Source organism: Paenibacillus sp. cl130, from assembly GCF_900116035.1.
Classification (GTDB): domain Bacteria; phylum Bacillota; class Bacilli; order Paenibacillales; family Paenibacillaceae; genus Paenibacillus; species Paenibacillus polymyxa_B.
The window spans coordinates 214,011-235,983 of sequence record NZ_FOYG01000002.1; the positions used below are offsets into that span (position 1 = coordinate 214,011).

At 46.5% G+C, this 21,973-nt stretch carries 22 protein-coding genes and 1 riboswitch; of the genes, 1 reads left to right on the forward strand and 21 read right to left on the reverse strand.

What is annotated here, in order from left to right:
• The 18 genes from scpB to BM358_RS07450 form a co-directional block, all read right to left on the reverse strand.
• Complete coding sequence (gene scpB / locus BM358_RS07365) at positions 1-612, reverse strand: SMC-Scp complex subunit ScpB (protein ID WP_013310766.1); 612 nt, start codon at positions 610-612, stop codon at positions 1-3.
• Complete coding sequence (locus tag BM358_RS07370) at positions 581-1,375, reverse strand: segregation and condensation protein A (protein WP_028540620.1); 795 nt, start codon at positions 1,373-1,375, stop codon at positions 581-583. The genes scpB and BM358_RS07370 overlap by 32 nt, the downstream gene beginning before the upstream one ends.
• Positions 1,376-1,547: 172 nt before the next feature.
• Entirely contained in the window at positions 1,548-2,012 is a 465-nt protein-coding gene (gene ribE / locus BM358_RS07375) for a 6,7-dimethyl-8-ribityllumazine synthase (protein WP_023989205.1), read from the reverse strand.
• 79 nt (positions 2,013-2,091) lie between these two features.
• A complete protein-coding gene (gene ribB / locus BM358_RS07380; RefSeq protein ID WP_081819194.1) occupies positions 2,092-2,775 on the reverse strand; it encodes a 3,4-dihydroxy-2-butanone-4-phosphate synthase in 684 nt (227 codons plus the stop codon).
• 60 nt (positions 2,776-2,835) lie between these two features.
• On the reverse strand, positions 2,836-3,501 hold the full coding sequence (ribE, locus tag BM358_RS07385) for a riboflavin synthase (RefSeq protein WP_028540619.1): 666 nt from the start codon (positions 3,499-3,501) through the stop codon (positions 2,836-2,838).
• A gap of 331 nt (positions 3,502-3,832) precedes the next feature.
• Positions 3,833-4,006: riboswitch (FMN riboswitch) on the reverse strand.
• Between the two features lie 68 nt (positions 4,007-4,074).
• The gene (locus tag BM358_RS07390; protein WP_013310772.1) at positions 4,075-4,542 is read right to left on the reverse strand and encodes an IDEAL domain-containing protein; all 468 of its coding nucleotides are present in this window, start codon (positions 4,540-4,542) and stop codon (positions 4,075-4,077) included.
• A 219-nt stretch (positions 4,543-4,761) separates the two neighbouring features.
• Complete coding sequence (locus BM358_RS07395) at positions 4,762-7,050, reverse strand: thiamine pyrophosphate-dependent enzyme (RefSeq protein WP_028540618.1); 2,289 nt, start codon at positions 7,048-7,050, stop codon at positions 4,762-4,764.
• A complete protein-coding gene (locus tag BM358_RS07400) occupies positions 7,050-8,063 on the reverse strand; it encodes a 2-oxoacid:acceptor oxidoreductase family protein (protein WP_023989209.1) in 1,014 nt (337 codons plus the stop codon). Before BM358_RS07400 ends, BM358_RS07395 begins: the two co-directional genes overlap by 1 nt.
• 250 nt (positions 8,064-8,313) lie before the next feature.
• Positions 8,314-8,748 carry a peptidylprolyl isomerase gene (locus BM358_RS07405; RefSeq protein WP_013310775.1) on the reverse strand — a complete coding sequence of 145 codons (435 nt, stop codon included), beginning with the start codon at positions 8,746-8,748 and terminating at the stop codon, positions 8,314-8,316.
• A gap of 162 nt (positions 8,749-8,910) precedes the next feature.
• On the reverse strand, positions 8,911-10,278 hold the full coding sequence (gene lysA / locus BM358_RS07410; RefSeq protein WP_028540617.1) for a diaminopimelate decarboxylase: 1,368 nt from the start codon (positions 10,276-10,278) through the stop codon (positions 8,911-8,913).
• A gap of 110 nt (positions 10,279-10,388) precedes the next feature.
• Positions 10,389-12,083 carry a spore germination protein gene (locus tag BM358_RS07415; RefSeq protein ID WP_028540616.1) on the reverse strand — a complete coding sequence of 565 codons (1,695 nt, stop codon included), beginning with the start codon at positions 12,081-12,083 and terminating at the stop codon, positions 10,389-10,391.
• Positions 12,084-12,109: 26 nt separating this feature from the next.
• Entirely contained in the window at positions 12,110-12,532 is a 423-nt protein-coding gene (locus tag BM358_RS07420; protein ID WP_023989211.1) for a stage V sporulation protein AB, read from the reverse strand.
• Entirely contained in the window at positions 12,529-13,182 is a 654-nt protein-coding gene (locus BM358_RS07425; RefSeq protein ID WP_013310779.1) for a stage V sporulation protein AA, read from the reverse strand. The genes BM358_RS07420 and BM358_RS07425 overlap by 4 nt, the downstream gene beginning before the upstream one ends.
• 176 nt (positions 13,183-13,358) lie before the next feature.
• Positions 13,359-14,114, reverse strand: coding sequence for an RNA polymerase sporulation sigma factor SigF (gene sigF, locus BM358_RS07430; RefSeq protein WP_023989213.1), 756 nt, complete (start codon positions 14,112-14,114; stop codon positions 13,359-13,361).
• Between the two features lie 11 nt (positions 14,115-14,125).
• Positions 14,126-14,581 carry an anti-sigma F factor gene (spoIIAB, locus tag BM358_RS07435; RefSeq protein WP_023989214.1) on the reverse strand — a complete coding sequence of 152 codons (456 nt, stop codon included), beginning with the start codon at positions 14,579-14,581 and terminating at the stop codon, positions 14,126-14,128.
• Positions 14,578-14,931, reverse strand: coding sequence for an anti-sigma F factor antagonist (gene spoIIAA, locus BM358_RS07440; RefSeq protein WP_013310782.1), 354 nt, complete (start codon positions 14,929-14,931; stop codon positions 14,578-14,580). Before spoIIAA ends, spoIIAB begins: the two co-directional genes overlap by 4 nt.
• Before the next feature lie 96 nt (positions 14,932-15,027).
• Entirely contained in the window at positions 15,028-16,221 is a 1,194-nt protein-coding gene (locus tag BM358_RS07445; RefSeq protein WP_028540615.1) for a D-alanyl-D-alanine carboxypeptidase family protein, read from the reverse strand.
• 212 nt (positions 16,222-16,433) lie between these two features.
• Positions 16,434-18,077 (reverse strand): glycosyl hydrolase family 28-related protein, encoded by a 1,644-nt coding sequence (locus BM358_RS07450; protein WP_028540614.1) that lies wholly within the window; start codon positions 18,075-18,077, stop codon positions 16,434-16,436.
• A 205-nt stretch (positions 18,078-18,282) separates the two neighbouring features.
• Between BM358_RS07450 and BM358_RS07455 the strand changes: the two genes are divergently transcribed.
• Entirely contained in the window at positions 18,283-19,494 is a 1,212-nt protein-coding gene (locus BM358_RS07455; protein WP_028540613.1) for an O-antigen ligase family protein, read from the forward strand.
• 123 nt (positions 19,495-19,617) lie between these two features.
• On the opposite strand, the gene BM358_RS07460 is transcribed toward BM358_RS07455, so the two are convergent.
• From BM358_RS07460 to BM358_RS07470, 3 genes are all read right to left on the reverse strand, one after another.
• Positions 19,618-20,442, reverse strand: coding sequence for a purine-nucleoside phosphorylase (locus BM358_RS07460; protein WP_028540612.1), 825 nt, complete (start codon positions 20,440-20,442; stop codon positions 19,618-19,620).
• A 72-nt stretch (positions 20,443-20,514) separates the two neighbouring features.
• Entirely contained in the window at positions 20,515-21,459 is a 945-nt protein-coding gene (gene xerD, locus BM358_RS07465) for a site-specific tyrosine recombinase XerD (RefSeq protein ID WP_023989219.1), read from the reverse strand.
• 105 nt (positions 21,460-21,564) lie between these two features.
• Positions 21,565-21,807, reverse strand: coding sequence for a YqzK family protein (locus tag BM358_RS07470; RefSeq protein WP_023989220.1), 243 nt, complete (start codon positions 21,805-21,807; stop codon positions 21,565-21,567).
• Between the last annotated feature and the right edge of the window lie 166 nt (positions 21,808-21,973).

The following is a 21,973-nucleotide window of genomic DNA, read 5'->3' on the forward strand; positions in this document are numbered from 1 at the left end:
TTATTGGGATTCAAGATCTAGATCGTTGGCCGCAGGCTGGCTGCTCTCCAGACGCTCGAACAATAATTGAGTCTCTTCCTCCAAATTGTCCGAATCCTCGAACAACTCCGGTTGCGGTAGATCTGCCAAAGAGCCCAGACCGAAATAATCCAAAAATGATTTCGTCGTTCCGTACAATATTGGCCGTCCGATGGCTTCAGCTCGACCTTTCTCTTCAATGAGCTCCTTGTTGACCAGTGTATGTATGGCCCGCTCGGATTTGACACCCCGAATCTCTTCGATTTCAACTCTTGTAATGGGCTGGCGGTAGGCAACAATGGCCAGCGTCTCCAAAGCAGCTTGAGACAGTGAGGCACGTGCCGGAGAGTATGCGAGCTTTTCAAAGTAAGGTGCATGTTCGGATAAAGTTGCAAGCTGATAATGACCGGCAATACGGACAAGTTGCAAGCCCCTTCCCCCCTGCTCCATGTCCTGCTTCATATCTTCCAAGCACTGTTCAACCAGCTCTTGCTGCTGCTCTACAATGTCGGCGATCTGCTTGGTGGACAACCCTTCCTCTCCTGCGAGAAACAGCAGTCCCTCAATAATTGATTTCAGCTTCAGATAATCCATTAACCCGTAAATCCCCTCTCCACTCCATTACAATATCATCGAAAAGCTTCTCCTGATAACAGAAAATTCGCTTCATTTTCATCAGTTCAAGGATAGCCAAAAAGGTCACAACCACCTCATGCCGATACATATCCTCATGCATCAGCTTGGAGAACAGCAGCCGTCCTCCGTTCCCCAGCATCTCTAACGCCCCGATAACTTGCCGGATACGGTCCTTGACTGAAATTTCGTCTCGATGAACACGGGTTACCATCGTACGTCGTTCTGCTTTGCGCAAAGCACGCTGAAAGGCCGCGACCAAATCGCTTGCATGCAGCCCATGCACCGGATTTGCGGGTTCAGTGGGCAGGAATGCGCTTAGATCTTCTGGCTCCTTGCCATAAATTAGACTCCGCTCCCACTCACGTTCACTTAGATGGCGAGCAATCCCTTTATATTTACGATACTCCACCAGCTTGCGGACCAGTTCCTCACGTGGATCATAATCCTCTTCCTCATAAAAATCCAAATCGTCATATTCCATCACAGGTGGCTTGGGAAGCAACAATTTACTCTTAATAGATAAGAGCGTCGCCGCCATCACCAGAAACTCGCTCGTAATGTCCAGTTCCAGCTCCTGCATACTGTGCAAAAAAGCCATATACTGATCAGTAATATCGCTAATCGGGATATCCTGAATGTCGATCTCGGCTTTATCAATCAGATGCAACAGTAGATCCAGCGGACCCTCGAATGTTTCCAGCTTGTAGTTTACGACTGTCAATGTGCTTCCCCCTGCCTTACTCCAATCATCATTCAACAATACCTTTCCCTATAGCACTTATGCTCTACGTTATCAATCCCTCTTTCTGTAGTATATACGTCATCGCCTTGCTTAACAATCCAATCCCTTTTCACCTTGCAGTTTATACCGTTCTATTCAGCTATTCCTATAATTAAAATTGCTTGCCGAGATTGGCCATTTCAATCGCAGCCAATGCAGAATCCCAACCTTTATTACCAGCCTTCGTACCTGCTCGTTCAATAGCCTGTTCAATGTTTTCTGTCGTCACTACCCCAAAAATAACAGGCACTCCCGTTTTCAGACTACTTGCTGCCACACCCTTGGCCACTTCATTGCAGACGATATCATAATGTGAAGTAGAACCACGGATGACCGTACCCAGCGTAATTACGGCATCATATTTGCCGCTTGCAGCCATTTTTTGTGCAATCAGTGAAATTTCAAATGCACCCGGAACCCAGGCTACATCAATTTCATCTTCCTGCGCACCATGTCGTTGAAGGGCGTCAATTGCGCCGCTTAACAGCTTGCTCGTAATAAACTCATTAAATCTGCCCACCACAATACCATATTTTAAACCGTTCGATACGAGATTACCTTCTAGAAAACGTGCCATGTTTAATCAACCTCTCTTAGTTTAATTATTTAGGGACTTCGGATAATACTTCAGATTTACTTGGAACCGAGATGTATTTTTACAATGACAAACGACGACGGTAGTCCACCAAATGCTGAATACTGATCAGCTTCAATTGATGTCGCTTGGCGACCACTGCCAGATCAGGCAGGCGGGCCATTGAGCCATCTTCCTTTATAATTTCGCAAATGACCCCAGCAGGCTTGAAGCCACTGAGTCGGGCCAGATCAACAGCCGCTTCAGTGTGACCAGCACGCTGCAAGACACCACCATCGCGAGCAATCAGCGGGAACATGTGACCAGGCTTGCGGAAATCACTTCCTGTGACTGCTTCGTCTGCCAAGGCGCGTACAGTCAAGGAGCGCTCGGCCGCTGAAATACCCGTTGTTGTCTCCATATGATCTACCGATACCGTAAAGGCAGTACCGTGGAAATCTGTATTTTGCTCTACCATAGGATGCAATTCCAAAGCTTCGGCTCTTTGTCGTGTGATTGGCACACAGACCAACCCGCGACCTTCTGTAATCATGAAATTAATGACCTCAGGCGACGCTTTTTCAGCCAAAGCGATAAAATCGCCTTCATTTTCGCGCTGTTCATCATCCACTACAATAACGACTTTACCGTTTTTTAAATCCTCTAACGCTTCTTCGATGGAATCCAAACGAATCTCTTCGTCATGCTCCAACTCGCCATGCTCCATGACGTTTGCCATTGCACTTGTTTGGCTACCTCTATCCATAACACTTTCCTCCTTATGTCTTGTGCCACGAATGCTCCTAAACAGGCTTACCATTCAATATCAGGCAAAGCCGTGTTTCGCCAAATAGTCCAAACTGAGAGGAGCTTTTTCTACTCTCTCCGCCTCCGCTGCACCTCTGTAATTTAAAAGCTGTTCTACATATTTGCCCAAAATATCACATTCGATATTGACGGTATCCCCCTCACGTTTGGCTTGTAAGGCCGTTTCGGATAAAGTGTGGGGAATAATGGATACGGCAAAGGTATCTCCCGTACGCTGTGCGACTGTGAGGCTGATACCATCAATTGTGATTGACCCTTTGAGTAGAATATATTTAAATAATGTTTGATTTTTAGGCTCAACTTCGAACACAACTGCATTCTGGTCTGATGTCACCCCGCGAATCGTTCCCGTCCCGTCCACATGTCCTTGCACGATGTGTCCTCCGAACCTTCCACTCGCCGCCATTGCTCGCTCCAGATTGACTCGGCTGTCGGATCTCAACTCTTTCAGATTAGTGCTGCGAAAGGTTTCCGGCATCACATCAACCTTAAAGTCTTTCGAACCAATCCGTATCGCGGTCAGGCAAACGCCATTCACCGAGACACTGTCTCCTATTTTCAAATCGCCCAACACTACGGAACCCGAAATCCCCAGCACCATCGCTTCACCGCTTTTGGAAATAGTTTGAATGCGACCCACTTCCTCAACTAATCCGGTAAACATGCCTTCACTCCTTTCCACTACATTTCAGTTTATCCCTAATTCATCAGCTATAAGCGCAAAAAACCCCCAGTTCGGATTCAATCCGTCATGGGGGTGATGAGAGTCACATTTGTAGTATACAAGCGCAGTTCATATGCATCTTAAGACGACATGAAATCATAGGTTTGCCAATAGAAAGCATGACTGAGGATACAACCAAATACGCTCAGAACACCCATCAAAAAGAAAGCTTAAGCAAGCTATCGCCCGATGCTGTCCTACAACGAAATAAGCCGTACGCACAATTGGGTATGCTAAAAATCGGCACATGTCACGTCATGCACATGCGCTTCGTATCCTTCTCCCATCCAGACTATACTGTCGGTCCCGGATTTGCACCAGGTCCACCTTCTGCCGATCATTCAGCATCCGGGTCACGGACTAAGCCATGCTGTTTCTCACAAAAACGATCCACAAACATGTCATCACCGCCGGTGGGGAATTTCGCCCCGCCCCGAAGGATCTTGCTCTTATTTAATTGAATTAACATTAAACTTGTTACGTATATTAGCACCGACTTCTAAAAAAAGCAAGTTATCTAATAGAAGCGCCTGCTTTGGTTTTGACATATTGGCTGGAGAGTTCTTCAAACCAGGTTTTATCATTCATATGAAGCGCCAAGTCAATCAGATCGGCCAGCTCCTCGACTCCCAACTCTGTTGCATGATCAAAGGTAATTACGGCTGAAGCAACAGGTCCCCGCCCTTCCTCAGAACATGCCTCATAATCCAGTCGCACATCAACATGTCCGTCAATAAACTCGCATTTCAGAAAATAAATAATTTCACACATTAAAATGGGGCGTACTTGTGTTTCTAACACGCAATCCATCACCTTGGCAGAATAATGCTGGTTCGTCAGTGTGAATTTGTGTTCTGTCGCTGCCAGCGAGGCCCGTCCAAAATCGTCCGTAAACTTTAGTTCTACTGGCTTGATGTTCATAACCTTAGGGATCTGCTTCTTTATAATTTCGATTATTTCAACTGTATTCAGCTTAATCATTACCTGCACCTCATTGCATCTTAAAATTCAGAAGAAAACTTTTTAACGTGCCTCTTATAGGCCTCCACTCCTATATCGGAAATCATTACCTGTTTTTTTATGCTTGAACCCATAAACGACAAAAAAGATTCTTTGCGCAATAAGCGCAAAGAATCTTGATCGAACCACTACAGTAACAGCGGCTAACAATGCTAATCGATGATTATGCAAAAAACAGAATTATAGCTCTGAAATTTCATGTTTCTTTTTCAGGGTAGTCCAGCGACGCTCAATCTCCTGCTCAAAGGTAGCCAGCGTAGCCTCTTCCTTGAGAAGATGCTTCGTTTTACCCATTAATTTCAACCATTCTGCAGCTGGAATCCGTTTTCCCTTGTCTTCCGGATTATACGTAATCGTCGTACTGCCTTGCTCTATTTCGTACAAAGGAAAGAAACAGGACTCGACTGCGGCGCCCACAATGCTGGTGCCCAGTCTGTCTTCGGATTTCCAATTCAGCGGGCAGGCGCACAGGATCTTACCATAGGCCGTACCCACGTTGTTCGCATACCATTGAGCTTTGGCTGCTTTACGCAGCATATCCTGCGGATGACTTTCAGCTGCTGTAAAAGCATACGGAATGTTACAAGCAGCCATGATTTGCACGGTATCCTTGTGATGCCCTTGCTTTCCTTTTTGCATTTTCCCTACACCCGACGTACTGGTCATGTGACCGAGCGGAGTGGAGTACGATTGCTGTGAACCTGTATTCATGTACCCTTCGTTATCATATTCCAACATGATCAGCTTATGATTACGCAGAGCCGCACCAATCGCAGAACCCATACCAATATCCATCCCACCGTCACCACTGATCATGATAAAGGTCGGATCGTCCGACATCTCAATTTCATTGCGGCGCTTCATTTCCATATAAGCTTCCAGCGCTCCCGAAAGTGTAGCGGCCCCGTTTTGAAAAAGATTGTGGATCATCGGTTGTTTGTGTGATGTATATGGATACCCTGTCGTCGTCACATATACGCAGCCTGTCTGGAACAGCACGACAATATCCCCTTCAATACCTTTGAAAAACAGTTCCAGCGCAGACAATGCCCCACATCCTGGGCAAGCCCCGTGACCTGGTGTAAGACGGCGTGGTTTGGTCGTCAACGACCGCAGGGGTGGTACCTTGACTTTGAGCTTCCCGGTCGCCTCGTCCGGCGTAACCTGAATCAGACCCGTACGGTATGCATTGCCACGTGGCGGTTGCATAACTTGCGGCATCACCTTGTCCGGTGAACCCGGATTAATTCCGTAATAATCAAAGGGCTTCTCGGCTCGTCCGGCCTCTGCCGCCTCAATCGCAAGCTGGAAGAACGCCTCTGCATCTTCCGCATAAAAATCCTTGCCGCCCAAGCCAAATATACGACTCAACACGAGTGTCCGGTTCAGCGGGTCCTCCTGCAAGGCCGCTTTAATTTCATGCGTTAAATTACCGCCGTCTGCCCCATACGAATCTGCACGTTCACCTACCAGCAGCGCCTTGACATCGCGTAATGCTTCCCGTAGTTGTGCAGCTGGGAACGGTCTGATGATATTCGGACGTATCACACCAGCTTTAATCCCGCGCGCGCGGAGTTGATCCGCCACATCCTTGGCCGATTCAGCCGCCGAATTCAACAGGAATACCGCGACCTCAGCATCCTCCATATGATACAGATCCAAAATCGGGTATTCCCGACCGGATAAAGCGGCATATTCTGCTGCTACCTGCTCATATACTCCTTCTGACAGCTTCAGTGCTTCGGATAGCTGAACATGATTATTCGTCAGGTCATCACCGTTCATATGCGCACCCACGGTAACAGGATGATCAAAATCCGTAATATTCGGATAATTCAAGTTCGGGTTAGGACCTACAAAACCGCGCACGGTCTCAGCATCGGCAAAATATTGCACTTTACGTTTTTGATGGGACGTATAAAAACCGTCATATGCGACCATTACAGGCAGCCTAACATCGCTATGCTCTGCGATTTTTAGTGCCATGATGTTCATATCATACACAGCCTGTGGTGTACTTGCCGTCAAAATGACCCAGCCTGTATTCAAACCATAGTACAGGTCCGAATGATCCCCGCGAATATCCAGGGGACCACTAACAGCTCGTGTCACCAGATTCATAACCATTGGAAAACGGGTACCTGACTGAACAGGTAACTGCTCCAGCATGTACAGGAAACCTTGCGAACTAGTGGCGTTCACAACCCTCGCTCCCGCTGCGGCAGCTCCATAACAAATCCCTGCCGATCCGTGTTCTCCGTCTGCTGCAACCAGCTTAATATTATGCTGACCTCTCGTTCTCATCTGATCCAGATACTGCGCTACCTCGGTAGATGGAGTAATCGGGAAATATCCCATCATATGATAATTAATCTGCGCAGCCGCCGTAGCTGCCATTTCATTACCGGATTCGAACGTTGTCACTTGCGCGGCGCCTGTCTGTTTGAGTTCTTCCTCCAGTTTTGCCATTACGCACGCCCTCCTTCATATGCCGGAAATTGGTGGGCAACTCGATTCTGTTCCGCCCATCCCCATTGTTCGCGACGCGAGCTTAATGCCCCCGACGGGCAAATATCTACACATTTCAGACATCCTTTGCAATACTGGTAATCAATTCCTTGCAAAAATGGCATCATTCTTCCGCGTTTGTCTGCTTGCTCTTCCCATACAAAACAGTAATCCGGGCAAATCGAATCACACTTGGCACAATGGGTACATTTATCAGCTTCATATTCAGGCACATACCCCTGACGTGAACCACTAACATCTCTCGTCATGCTGTTTCCCTGAGTTGCAATAACGCCCCCCAGTAGTTGGGTTTCGTATCCCAGCAATGGCTGCGGACGTTCAAAAACCCGATCCTCTGCGTCATCAGTAACTGGATATACGTGCAGTTCCATTTCATCATAACCACGGTTAAACGTACGCAGATTAGGTTCCACTAACAGTGGATTTTTCTTTTCAAAGGTACTGCGAATAACCGATCTCATCGCTTCCGGGTCCAGGAAATCACAGACACGGAACAAGGCACCGAGCATGGACGTATTTAGTTTGGTTCGCTCTTCCAGTGCGATGCCCATCGCATCCACCACCGCTAATGTACCGGATACCAGTCCCAAATCAGCCCGTATTTCTTCTGCTGGACGTGTGGAATTAACCACTACAATCCCATCCGCTGGCAGTCCGCTAATTACATTTACCGTTTTGTATAACGTTTCATGGAAAATGCCTACCACATGCGGTTGCTCAATCGGACTGTGATCCCGAATATCGACCTCCGGCTCACAGAAGCGGACGAAGCTTTTAACCGGAGTTCCCTTTTTTTCCGAACCGTAGGACGAAAAATTTGAAGCATTCAGCCCCAGACCAAGCACCCCGGTTTCGGCCAACATTTTGCCAGCCAGATTAGCGCCGAGTCCACCAATGGATTCCAGCCGGATTTCAAAAAATCCGAGTCGATTTGTGCGCGTTAAAATAGACAATGTGATAAGCCCCCTTCTTTTCCAATCCTTACTGAGTTTGAATACTCATATAAAATAAATGGAAAATGCATTCTTATGAAAAGGCTATCACAACACTTACTTTTCGAATGTGATCTTACGCACTGTAATGCCTACGTGATTGCGAAAATCAATAAACCGTCAAACAAAAGACAACAAAAGCCGCCTGTCCAAAGACAGAACGGCTTAGGTGCAACGCTATTTAAAAAAGATCATGTAATTAACGGTAAAATTACACGTCAAATACTTTAACCTCTTTCATTTTGTCGCCTTGTTTTACAGCATCAATGAATTCCATACCTTTGGTTACTTTACCAAATACAGTATGTACTCCATCTAAATGTGGTTGTGGAGCGTAGCAGATAAAGAATTGGCTGCCACCTGTGTTGCGACCTGCATGAGCCATGGACAGAACGCCTTTGGCATGCTTTGTTGTATTCGTAGCTGTTTCACAGTCAATCGTGTAACCAGGACCGCCTGTACCGTTACCGATTGGACAACCACCTTGAGCCACAAAGCCCGGAATGACACGGTGGAAGCTCAAACCGTTGTAATAACCGCTGTTTGCCAGCTTTTCAAAGTTAGCAACGGTGTTTGGAGCTTCTTCTGGGAAAAAGTCAATTTCGACGATACCGCCGTTTTCAAGATCTATTCTACCTTTTTTCATTGTTTGTATCTCCTTTTCAACCTGTTTTGAGAACTAAATAACATCAAGTTCCAGTTTACTATGAATTGCCGCGCTTAGCAAAGTCTTGTCCAAAAAAAAGGGCCATTGTCCCCGGTGTATTATTACCGACTCAATGGCCTGCTTGATCTTACAATGCTAAAATCAGGACGAAACCGTAATCTTGGCGTTAGGCTGAACCGCCGGACTGGCTTGATCACGAATCAAGCGCTGTGGCACAACATCGTTGCGTACGATATCCTCGTAGGTTTCCCGACGCACCACCAACTCGGCCTCACCGTTGTTGACAAATACAACTGCTGGTCGACGTATTCGGTTATAATTACTCGCCATGGAGTAATTGTAGGCTCCGGTTGAGGCAACAGCGAGCAAGTCGCCGCTATTTATACGAGGCAGCTCTACATCCCAAATAAGCATATCGCCGCTTTCGCAGCATTTGCCCGCAATGGACACCGTCTCTTCGTCCGTATCCTGCGCTCGATTAGCCAGCATCGCTTCATACTTGGCCTGATACAGTGCAGGACGTGGATTATCTGTCATCCCGCCATCTACCGAGACATATTTACGTACCTGCGGAATATCCTTGATGCTTCCTACCGTATATAAGGTCGTGCCTGAATCGCCTACAATACTGCGTCCCGGCTCAATCCAAATTTCTGGAAGTTCATCGTAAAGTCCTGAAAAATAGGTTTTCACCGCTTCGCCGATAGCCTGCACATAGGTGGATACTTTCAGCGGTGTGTCCTCCTCTGTGTAGCGAATGCCAAATCCCCCACCCAGATTAATCACTTTGAAAGAAAACTGAAGCTGTTCTTTAATTTCTCTGGAAAAAGCTGCAACCCGTTCAGCAGCCATTTGAAAGCCATTCACTTCGAAAATTTGCGAACCGATATGAGAATGTACCCCTAACAGGTTAAGATGGTCCAGCTCGATAGCCTGTTCCACTGCTTGGCGTGCTGTACCATTCCCAATGTCAAAGCCAAATTTCGAATCTTCTTGACCTGTGGCCATATATTCATGCGTATGCGCCTCAACCCCTGGTGTAACACGCAGTAAGATATTCACCTGCTGTTCTTTCTCGGAGGCAAGGGCCTGCAACAAATGCAACTCCATTTCGCTATCAACGACGAAGCAGCCAATTTTCGCATCTAACGCCATTTCAATTTCTTCCGGTGTTTTGTTATTGCCGTGAAAATGGATTCGCTCTGCCGGGAACCCTGCTTGTAGCGCAGTAAACAATTCTCCACTGGAAACTACGTCAAGCGACATTCCTTCTTCAGCAGCTAAAGCACACATCGCCATAACACAAAACGCTTTGCTTGCATAAGCAACTTGAAACTTCAATCCGGTTTCACGAAAAGCTTCTATGAATTCCCGGCAGCGCCGGCGGACTAACTGTTCGTCAACAATATATAGCGGCGTGCCAAAACGCTCTTTCAAAAGCGTTGTATCACAACCGCCGATCTCCAAATGTCCATTGCTGTTAATTTTACTGCTTCCATGCAAATACATGTTCTGGCGCCTCTCTTTCTGGAACAAGCTAGTCATATTCCATCGAATGTTTACACCAGTATAGCAAAAAAAACATCAAGAACAATGGATTTTTATGCAGATCATTTATATTAATGCTCCTGTCCATTGCCTGAGTTCGAATCTGTGTCGGCATCCGTATGGGGCATACGCGTATTGTCCCTCGTTTTGTTAGATGACGGGCGGTTAGGCGCATCTAGTACAGGCATACGGAACAAGATGGAAGCTAACGCTTTGGCATTAAAAGGAATGAACGGCCACAAATACGAAGAATTATATGACCGATGCAGCGTCAGCATCAAAATGATCAGTGTCGTACCCACGACAAAGCCCGGTACGTGAAAAATTGCAACAGCAACCAGCAGGAATAGTCGAATCAGTCTATTCGCTAACCCCAGCTCATAGCTCGGTGTTGCGAACATTCCTATGGCAGCGACAGCCATATACAGCACGACCTCATTCACGAAAAGTCCCGTCTTAACCGCTATATCACCGACCAGAATCGCTGCGATCAAGCCCATAGCGGAAGCCAGTGGTGTCGGAGTATGCACAGCCGCCATTCGCATTAGATCGACCCCTAGTTCTACAATGATAAACTGGGCAATCAGCGGAAGATGTGCTTCCTTTTGAGGACCAATAAAATCAAGAAACGCCGGTTTTAATTCTGGATTGATGACCATTAGCAGCCACATCGGAAGCAGAAACATCGAGGCGAATATACCTATAAAACGTACCCACCGCAAATAACTTCCCATAAAAGCGGTTTGCCGATTCTCTTCTGCATGCTGACACAAGTCAAAAAAAGTGGTAGGCAAAATCATCACGCTGGGTGAGGTATCGACGAAAATAACGAGCCTTCCTTCCATGATATGCGATGCCACGACATCTGGTCGCTCCGAATATCGTACTAATGGATATGGATTCCAACCTTTATTGATAATCGTCTCCTCTAATTGCTTGTCGGCCAGCGGAATACCATCCAAATTAACATTTTTAATTTTGTCTCGTACAGTATCCACCATCACCTTATCCACAATATCGTCAATGTAACCCAAACATACGTCTGTTCGGGTTCGACGTCCGACCTGCATAGCCTCAAATTTAAGCCCTGGGTCGCGCAAACGCCGGCGCACCAGACCTACATTTGTAAGCATTGTTTCAGTAAACCCGTCGCGAGCACCGCGCACAACCCGCTCCAAAGAAGGTTCCTCCGGATTACGCACCGGGTAATTACGAGTATCCAGAATAAGGGAAAAACGCTCGCCTTCCATGAAAAAGGCACTCAGTCCCGTCAGCACCTTGTTAATGACCACAGACATCTTATCCGTCTTCTCCACCTGAATATGTGGAATAAAATTTTCAAAATACGCTTGTAGTCCATCCGAAGAGAGATCATCCGGCGTCAGATAGGTGAGCCGCTTTAGCACTTCAAGCATGATCTGATCCTTCGCAAAGGAATTTAGGAACAGATATCCGGTATGACGCCCACCCAGTGTCATTTCCCTGAATACGACATCAAAGGTCTCCCCCAAACCTAATACTGTTTCAAGTGTATTCTTATTATCCTTCATCCTCGGCGATATATCATCTTCGGCCTGCCAGTAGCGAACGGACTCCTCTACGTTATCAGACCGCTCACTCTCTTTTTTGTGTTTAAAACGTGCTGATTCCTGCGCCTGCTTTTTCTGCCATGGACTCAACTCTTCTCCGCCGGTATGGTTTTCCTTTCCAATTCCCCCGTCTTCTTGATGCTGCTCCTGATGCTCTTGATCCGCTCTGTGATCCATATTCCTTGCCCCCTTCGCTTTCGTTGTTAACGGTTGTATACAAACCAGTCAAATAAGGAACCTGTCACCTTGCCAAGCACCATTGCCATCAACAGACCGAGCATATACACGGTCATGTGGAGTCGCTTGGCGAGTATAGGCAGGAGATTCAATACCTCCGTTAGAGCCGCGGCGAGCAAGCCAATAAACACTCCGCAAAATAACCCAGGTATCCATGTAAATATGCCCGGTAGTGGCAAGCAAATGTTCCAAAAATCGACCACAGTTCCCAGTACTGAGCCTACAATCATTGCCTTTTCGTATGCACGTGATTTTTTATACGTACGGGTGAGTTGTGCTAGTCGCGGCATGATATCCAGCACAATAAAAAAAGCAATTACACCGCTACCCACCGCAAGGCCCCCAGCAATACCTAAAATAATCTGAAGTGCAGCCTGTACAAATATCATGGTTTCTTATCCTTTGTCTGCAGACGAGCCATCTTTTCATATTCCTCTGCCACAACATACTGATCCACATTTTCCTGGTACAGATACATCTCCACCTCCAGCGGCGTCGGCTCCTCGTTCCAATTTTTCTTGAACAAGTGATTAAAAAAAACGATCATGCCAAAGCCGATGCCGATCGAGTAAGCAATTTGAAACAGGTACGGATGCTCATCCTTATGTCCCGTAATCATCTCCACAATCCGAACCTGTACCTCCATCATGCTAACGTCGGCATGAAAATTCATAATTGTCAGCGCAGAGCCAAAAAACAGAAGCACCCATACCAAAACAAACAGTATTTTGGACGGCTTACGGGGTTTCTCCACAAGTTCCACAAGTACATGCGGCTTCCCGAGAGATTCAACTACGACCCCCGGAATATGATCTCTAATTTTTGCTATAATCTGCAGCATGTCTATCAGTATCAGATTACCGTCCTGGTGCTGCGGCCGCTTGAGAACAAGCTCAAGCAAATCCTTTTCCCATTCAGGATTAGTCAGCAGTTGGGCTACATCACCCAAATGTAAATCCTGCCCTTGTATCATGCGGACACGGCTGCGGAGCCGCAAGTAGACAATAGGAGCTACTGTAGGAGCCGGACTATGAGTCATCCGATCCCCTCCTTATCCTCGTAATTATCGATTAGTATGGAACGAAGCAAGGAAACCTATTCTGTGTATTGTCTTTTATCCCACGCAAAAAAGAGTACCCCTTGCCATTAAAATGGCTTTGGAATACCCTTTAGTAATACGTAAGCATAAGGATGTCACTAAGATCCTGACTGTTATTATTGGGCAATCTGATCGCGGATCAGTTGTAAAATCTTTTTTTCCAGCCGTGATACCTGCACCTGAGAAATACCAAGCCGACTTGCAACCTCTGATTGAGTCTGATCCCGGTAGTAGCGCAGGTACACAATCAACCGCTCCCGCTCAGATAGTCCGCCAATGGCCTCATTGAGTGCCAGCTTGTCGAACCATCTTTCCTGTGATTCGTCAGCAATCTGATCCATAAGTGTAATCGGATCACCGTCATTTTCGAAAACCGTTTCGTGAATTGAAGTAGGCGGCTTATTGGCCTCCTGCGCAAAAACAACATCCTCCGGTGTCACTCCCAGCTCATCAGCAACTTCCTTGACTGTAGGCAGGCGGTTGAGTCGTTTGGATAGCTCGTCCTTCATTTTGCGGACCTTATTGGCCGTTTCCTTCAAGGAACGGCTAACCTTGAGTGTACCGTCATCACGCAGAAACCGTTGAATCTCACCGATAATCATCGGTACTGCATATGTTGAAAATTTGACTTCGTAGCTGAGATCGAATTTATCCACCGATTTTAACAAGCCGATGCAACCAATTTGAAAAAGATCGTCAGGTTCATACCCCCGGTTCATAAAGCGCTGCACGACAGACCAGACGAGCCGGATATTACTATTGACCAGTGTCTCACGAGCCTCATTATCACCAGATTGACTCAGTGCAATAAGCCGCTTGACTTCCGCATCCTCCAAATAGCTGTGCGAAGTTTTTTTTCCTCCTGCTTCCATAGGATCAACTCCTAATTATATAAAGCTTTCTTGGATTCAATCCTTTTCTTCATCCGGACCGACGTGCCTCCGCCCGGCTCACTGACTGCTTCAAACTCATCCATGAAATTTTCCATAATCGTAAAGCCCATGCCGGAGCGTTCCAATTCAGGTTTGGACGTATATAGAGGTTGCTTGGCTAGCTCTATATCCTCAATTCCTCGCCCTGCGTCCTCAACAACCAACGTGATCACGTCCGCTTCAATCCCGACTTTGATCGTTACGACACCTGACGGATCGCTGTCATAACCGTGAATAATACTGTTTGTCACCGCTTCAGACACCACGGTTTTCAAATCGCTTAGCTCATCCATTGTGGGATCAAGCCTGGAAATAAAGGCCGCGACAGCCACACGAGCAAATGCTTCATTCTCCGATTTGGCAGCAAACTGCAAGCTCATGAAATTGTTTCCCGTGCCTTCTCTCATGACACAACCTCCAGTTCCGTGAGCGCATTTCCCTCGTTGTCATATATGGGCATGATTTTGAACAGCCCTGACATATCCAGCAGTCGGTGTACTGGCGGATTGACATCACAGACTGCCATTTTTCCGCCCTTTTGCTTGATCAGTTTGTACCGTCCCAAGATAACGCCAAGGCCGGAGCTATCCATAAACTGAAGATTCTTCAGGCTGAGCACAATATGCTCGCATTGCCGGCGCTGAATCGCCTCGTCCATTTGCATACGGACCATGTCCGACGTATGGTGATCAAGCTCACCAGACAGCCTTACAATCAGTACCCCCCGGTGATGCTCCATTTCAATTTGCAGGTTCATGCTTACTCACTCTCCTCCCGGTCTTGGACAAGGATTTCTACGTAGCCGCAGACGATTCCTGCCCTCCGACAAAACTAGAAGAAAACCCCGTAAAATCTACAAAGAAAATAGGTTCGACATGGTACGTTTAAACAATTTCCACCATCCGGCCTTTTCGATAGCCACAGGCGAAGTGATATTAAACTCCTTAAGCTGTTGTCCATCCTGATAGACGACCAGCTTACCGATTGGGTCACCAGCCCGGACAGGAGCTTTGAGGCTTGGGGCCAGTTGCAATTCATGACGCAACGTTTGTTTGTTGCCACCTTTTTTCACCAGTACACTGTAAGAACGGTCAGCCTGAATTTTCAGCTCTGGCAATACGCCTTTTTCAACTTTTACGCTGCCCAGCAATTCACCCGGCTTGTATATGGATTTCATTGTATATTGTGAAAATGCATAGTCGAACATGGAAGATACTTCATTGTTGCGTATCTTCGTATTTGGCTCCCCGAGCACCACAGCTACGACACGCAAGCCATCACGCTTCGCAGTAGCGGAAAGACAGAACTTTGCTTCTGCCGTATAGCCTGTTTTCAGCCCGTCTGCTCCAGTATAGAAACGGACAAGCTTATTCGTATTCACCAGCCAAAAGGGTTTGACTGAGGATTTGCGCAAATAGTCCTGATAGGCTCCCGTATATTTCGTAATTTGCGGGTATTTCAACAACTCTCGGCTCATAACCGCAATATCATGCGCAGAAGAATAGTGATTCTCTACGGGTAAACCGTTGCAATTGGCAAAATGCGTATCCTTGAGCCCGAGCTGCTGCACCTTCGCATTCATCATCTCGACAAAAGCCTGTTCAGATCCTGCAATTTTCTCAGCCATCGCCACAGAGGCGTCGTTGCCGGAAGCCATTGCAATTCCCTTCAGCATCTCATCGACCGTCATTTCTTCACCGGGCTCCAAGAAAATTTGCGAGCCTCCCATTGAAGACGCATATTCGCTGGCCCGAACTTTATCGGTCAGCTTGAGCTTGCCATCTTGAATAGCCTCCATTGTCAGCAACATCGTCATAATCTTGGTGATGCTCGCTGGAGGAAGCTTTTCACGACTGTTTTTTTCATAGATGACTGTGCCCGTATCTGCATCCATCAGGATCGCCGAGAGAGCCTCGGGAGCCAGCTCAGCCGCTGATCCCTCTTTGGTTTTGCCTTCAGGTCTGCTTTCTTCGGCCCAACCGCCGACAGGGACGGCAGTCAAGGCTACCAGACAAGCCAGGATGAACGCCACCACTTTTTTCTTCACAATCGGTTCCCTCCTCAACATATTGGCGTAAAGCACCGGAGCCCATTTACTTAACTCTCCGGCCTATTCGCGTGCTGCTAACCATTGTCGTCAGAATGAAAGAAAAATATTCCATATGAATAAAAACATCAAATAGCACCAAGCTGAGTCAGCATGGTGCGCATATTCCAATATATAAATGACAGAACATCTATCGTCTGTGAAATAATTGTTTAAATTCGGCTTATAGTGAAATATGTGATTCCTCCACCGGGTAGAATATCCATCGTATTTTGACTGAACACCCGTATATCAATAAAAGAATTCGCTTCCAGTCTAAGTTCCATTGCTCCACTCAATGCACTATAGTTCAGTCCGCCAATTACCCTATCATCGAGATAAGCATAGGCGGAACTCCCGGCAAGCTGCTCATCATTCAGATGAAGTGCAAGCCGTGTACGATTGCCATCCACTTGAGGATCGGTCGAAATGTAGACTTGTATTCTGTATTTCCCAGCTCGCTTGGCTCGCCATCGGCTATTCACCGCATCGAATTCGATCAGCTCATCATGGTTGATTTGATTAAACTTCACCTTCTGCCAGCTACCTGCGGGAAGATTTTGCCTTGCTCCCAGGTAGGCTTTAACAAAGGTTTCGTCCAAATGCTCAATCCCGTTGTTTGAGTATTTCTCGACAAGCAGCAAAGCCTGCCCTGTCCCATTATTCTCGTCATAACGATTATTGCTATAGCTAAAATCCAAATGTGAGCGAAGTGTCACCTGCTGTGTGGAAGAGCTACCAGAGAAAGAAATAAGCTGCTTTAGATTACGGGGATACCCTCCCACCTCGTCCACCAAAACTTTTTTGCCAATGACCACATCCACAAAATAGTTACATACGGATTGGGTGTCATCGAATTTGTCCGCTATCGCTAAAATGGAGTCACGCAAGGCCACATTTTTTGTTTCTTTGGTAGCACCAATTTGAATAAAAGAAGGCACTGTCATCTTATGCTCTCTGCTTAGTCCCTCAAACCAGCAACCTATAAATTCAGCGTTCATAAAATCATTAATTAGAATGGGAATATCATTGGAGCTTCCATCCTTAATGTGCTGGCTAGCCAAAAATCTGGCCCCATTGGAGCTATTCAGATCCAATGCCGTATCGTTCCCCAATGTAAAAAGCGCTATGCTAGTAAACTGTGAACTTCTGTTCTGCAAGTGAATCCCTGTTTTATTGTAATTAATCTCCGTGCATTTAAATAAATTCACATCACTTTCATAGCCCCAAAAAGCCGTTTCAAAATGCTCAATTAGGACGTTATCCAGGACAACTCCGCCACCCTTCCAATCCTGAATACCCAAAGTACCTTTGCCATAATATCCACGCTTCACTGACTGCGAAAACGGATTATTTAATGTGCCTATGTCAGCCCCCTCGTACCGGATCGATAAGTCATGAAACTGCACATTTTGATATCCGCTAAACGATGGTAGACTTTCATCTCCAATTTGAAAACAAGGACCCGTACCATAATATTCAATCGACGTAACACCTTTGCCTTGTCGGTATCTGCCCTTATGAATGCCAAAAATGCGCACACCCTGCTTGCGAATCTGTAAGGTAGAGGTTATTTTGTATCGTCCACTGGGGATGTGAAGAATGGAATAATCGGGGGTCTTATTAATCAATTCCTGTAAAGCTGCCGTGTCATCCTGAATACCATCACCAGCAGCTCCAAACCAGCTTACGTTTACACTTCGTTCAATGAATTCTTTTTCAATGGTTTTAAAATTTTCATTTAATTGCTGCGGCGTTAACTCTTTGCCCGTACCACTCAAATTCAACTTCAAACGGTCTGTAAAATGATCCGCCACCCGAACACCCCCATGTTTAAAAACGTAAAAAGTTCCTTTTTTGACCAAGCCGAAGAATTCTTCATTTTCTTAGCATGGACTGAGTATATGCACAAGAGGGCTTGCTCTAGGCTTGAGAAAAATGAAAATAAATATTTTATTATTATTGTACAAGAAGATACGTTTTGTATATTATAGATACATAATGTATCCAGGTGGTGAAATCGTGAAACATGTACTTACAGTAGCTGGTTTACTGGCTTTTTCGATTCCTTATGCTTGTCAGGGTTTGTCCCCCAGAGTTATCACGATTTCCGTGCTTATCCTGTTGTTCAGCTATACCATGCTACTACCTTCACTCAAGTCATTGATCGCAACCTTAGCCGACAATCCGTTACTGACTCTACTCACGCTGTACATCGCTGCCTCCTGCTTATGGGCTGAACAAGAACAGACCTCTTCCTTGCTGATGGTTCTCAAATTCCTTGCCTTCTCTACCTTTGGGCTCTATTTGGTCACCCATTATACAACTCAGGGCTGCATTCGCCTCTTAGTCGTTACGTTAAGTATTTTGAGCATACTCAATCTACTCGCCGTTTTGCTCGTTCCCTCCTTTGCCATTCATGGTGGAGTAGAACATACTGGGCTATGGAAGGGCATCTCTGGTCATAAAAATACACTTGGAACTCTCTCTCTGTTAAGTTTTGTTTCACATGTCATTTATTTTTTCAGGGGTAAACGTAAAGTTTTGCATATTGGCTTTATCTTACTCAATGCCCTATTGCTCATCGAGTGTCAATCTACCACCTCTTTGGTACTGACATCTTCGCTCTTCGTATTTATATTGTTTATACTGCTATTCAAGAGAATCCGAAGCATTGCGTTGCGCGGTTTCTTCATTAGCTGTTCCTGCTTGCTCGTTCTTTTGGGTTTGGTACTCACCTTTACTTATGGAGATGCGATTGCGTCGGAATTCGGAAAAACAACGACCTTAACTGGAAGAACGGAAATCTGGCAGGGGATTGGTGGTGCTATTCAGAGCCATTACTGGTTCGGACATGGTTACGGCTCCTACTGGGCAGCCCGACCCAGTATCTATGCGAACGGCATCCGATTTGATCTGACAAGCAGCCATAGCGGTTTCCGTGATCTGTGGATCGATGTGGGCCTTACAGGACTACTGGCAACAATTACACTCGCCATAACAACTTTATTTAAATTCAGAATTGGCAAAGCAGATATGTATACATGGCTGACGGCAGTGGTTTTTTTCCTATTTATCGTATTGAACAATATAACGGACAGCCGTTTCCTGAACTCGCTAGCCATTTACTGGATCATTTTTATGGTTATTGTGATCAAGGTGCAAGAACGACATAAACTGGCTGTAGCAGAAAAAGCGAATTCAACTGCATTGAGCACACCCCCTCTTCATTAGGAGATCATACTCAGCTCAACCGTTGATGTAAAAAAGAACCCCATATCCACGCCATCAAAAGGCGATCGGTTATGGGGTTCTTGGGATATATGTCCACCGCTTCGGTTGAACATGATCCCCAATCTACATTTGTGGAATAATCGCTAGCACAAGTTTTAAAAATTGCTCACGTACTTTCTCTGCCGTCTCCATCACTTCACCATGGGACAAAGGCTGATCCAGAATGCCTGCGGCCATATTCGTGATACAGGAGAAGCCCAGTACCTCAATACTTGCATGACGGGCTACAATAACCTCAGATACGGTCGACATACCCACCGCATCTGCACCCAGTGTACGCAGCATAACGATTTCAGCAGGCGTTTCATAGTTAGGCCCCAGCAATCCAGCATATACACCTTCTTGCAGACTGAAGCCCTGTTGGTTAGCCGTTTGCTTGGCAATTTCACGCAAGCGGCGGCTGTACGCCTCCGACATGTCTGGAAAACGAACGCCTAGACCAGCATCGTTCGGTCCGATCAATGGATTTTGTCCTGTCAGATTAAGATGATCCGAGATGACCATCAGATCGCCTGCTTCGTAGGAAGTGTTTACACCACCTGCTGCATTCGTCACCAGCAGACTTTGAATCCCCAATTGCTTCATCACCCGAACTGGGAAAGCCGTCAGCTGCGGGCCATATCCCTCATACATATGAAAGCGCCCTTTCATCATGACGACAGCGCGACCTTCAATCGTGCCTAACAGTAATTCTCCCTCGTGACCTTCTACCGTCGATACAGGAAAATGGGGAATATCCTGATAAGGAATACTAATTCCATCCTGAATTAAATCGGCCAGAATACCGAGACCTGATCCCAGAATAAGACCAATCTCTGGACGTATTCCGCTCTTGGCACGGATATAATCTGCTGCTTCCTGAATTGTAGATTGGTTGGCTGTTGACATTAATATCTCTCCTGACTTGTACAATCGTAAAGTTATAGTCATTATCACATTTTCTATGAAAGCAAAGTATCGTTACGTTCGATCTTTGCTTTCATGAGAAGTGCGGTTGCCGCCGTGCGGGTGATGCTTTTCATATACTTCCTTCATATTCCGTCTGGCCGTCTGCGCATATACCTGCGTCGTTGACAGATCAGCATGACCCAGCATTTCCTGTACAGAGCGTAAGTCCGCTCCGCCCTCCAGCATATGTACCGCAAAGGAATGCCGCAACGTGTGGGGCGTGATATCCTCGCTTATGCCTGCTTCCTGGCCGTACTTCTTAATCATTTTCCAGAAGCCCTGTCTACTGAGACGCTGACCAGATACGTTCAGGAACATGGCTTCCTGCTCTACCTGAGCTTCTTCACCCTGCCCGGATCTCAGCAATAGTAGACGCTGCTCGTCCATGTAGACTTGTGCCCACTGTGATGCCTCACGGCTGATCGGTACAACACGCTCCTTGCCTGCCTCGCCGCCACAGTGCACAAAGCGCAGATCGGTGCGGACATCACCCACGTTTAGGGCAATCAGCTCCGATACACGAATGCCCGTCGCATATAGCAACTCCAGCATCGCCTTGTCTCGCACCCCTTGCGGGGCAGTCACATCCGGCGCGTCCAGCAAACGCTCTATCTCATCCTGCGTTAGCACCGAGGGCTTCTTTTTAGTCGCTTTGGGCAGCTCCAGCAGAACGGACGGATCATGGATCGTAATTCCCTCCCGAATAAGAAAATGAAAAAAGGAGCGAATGGAGGCGACGCTACGTGATATCGTCGCCGCAGCTTTTCCCTGTTCCTTCAAACGGCCCAAATACAGTACCAGATGTGACCGTTGAACGTTATCCGGCTGCTCAATACCACAGCTTTCTGCAAACTCGGCAAACTGCTGTACGTCCCGTTGATACGCTTCCAATGTGCTGCGCGACAAGCCCTTTTCCTCTTCCATATATTGAACGAAAGGTTGAATGTACATTTTCATGAGTTCCAAAAGTCTCCTTGTTCTGCATACAGCGGTTCAGTCTCAGCCTCTGCTTCTTCGTGTGCTGCGTTCATATCATAAGCTCATCAAGACCGATTACTTAGACTATTCACCATACCAGTAAAAGAAACGTAAACGTTCCAACACTGCTATTCGATGCTCGGACCCTTCATTTACTTTTTGCCCGCCAAATACCTTAACTGCATGTCCTTCCGGTATTCGGTAATGATCTACAGGTGTTATCCAATCTGTAAACAGCCTGAGGCTATAAAAGAACATACATGCCAGCACCCCGAACAATATTACCAAACGCAGCCATTTTAGTCCTCTCCGCAACGATAGTACCATGTGAATCAGCCGCCTTTTCCCCAGAATATAGTCCCTATTAGGACTCTCTATGGAAGGGTATGACAAGCTATTCCTTTTTATACCACTTAATCTCGAACAACAGATTCCTAACCAAAAAAGCTCTCCCGAACGCATCTTCGTCGGTGAGAGCTTGGGTAGTCAGCTT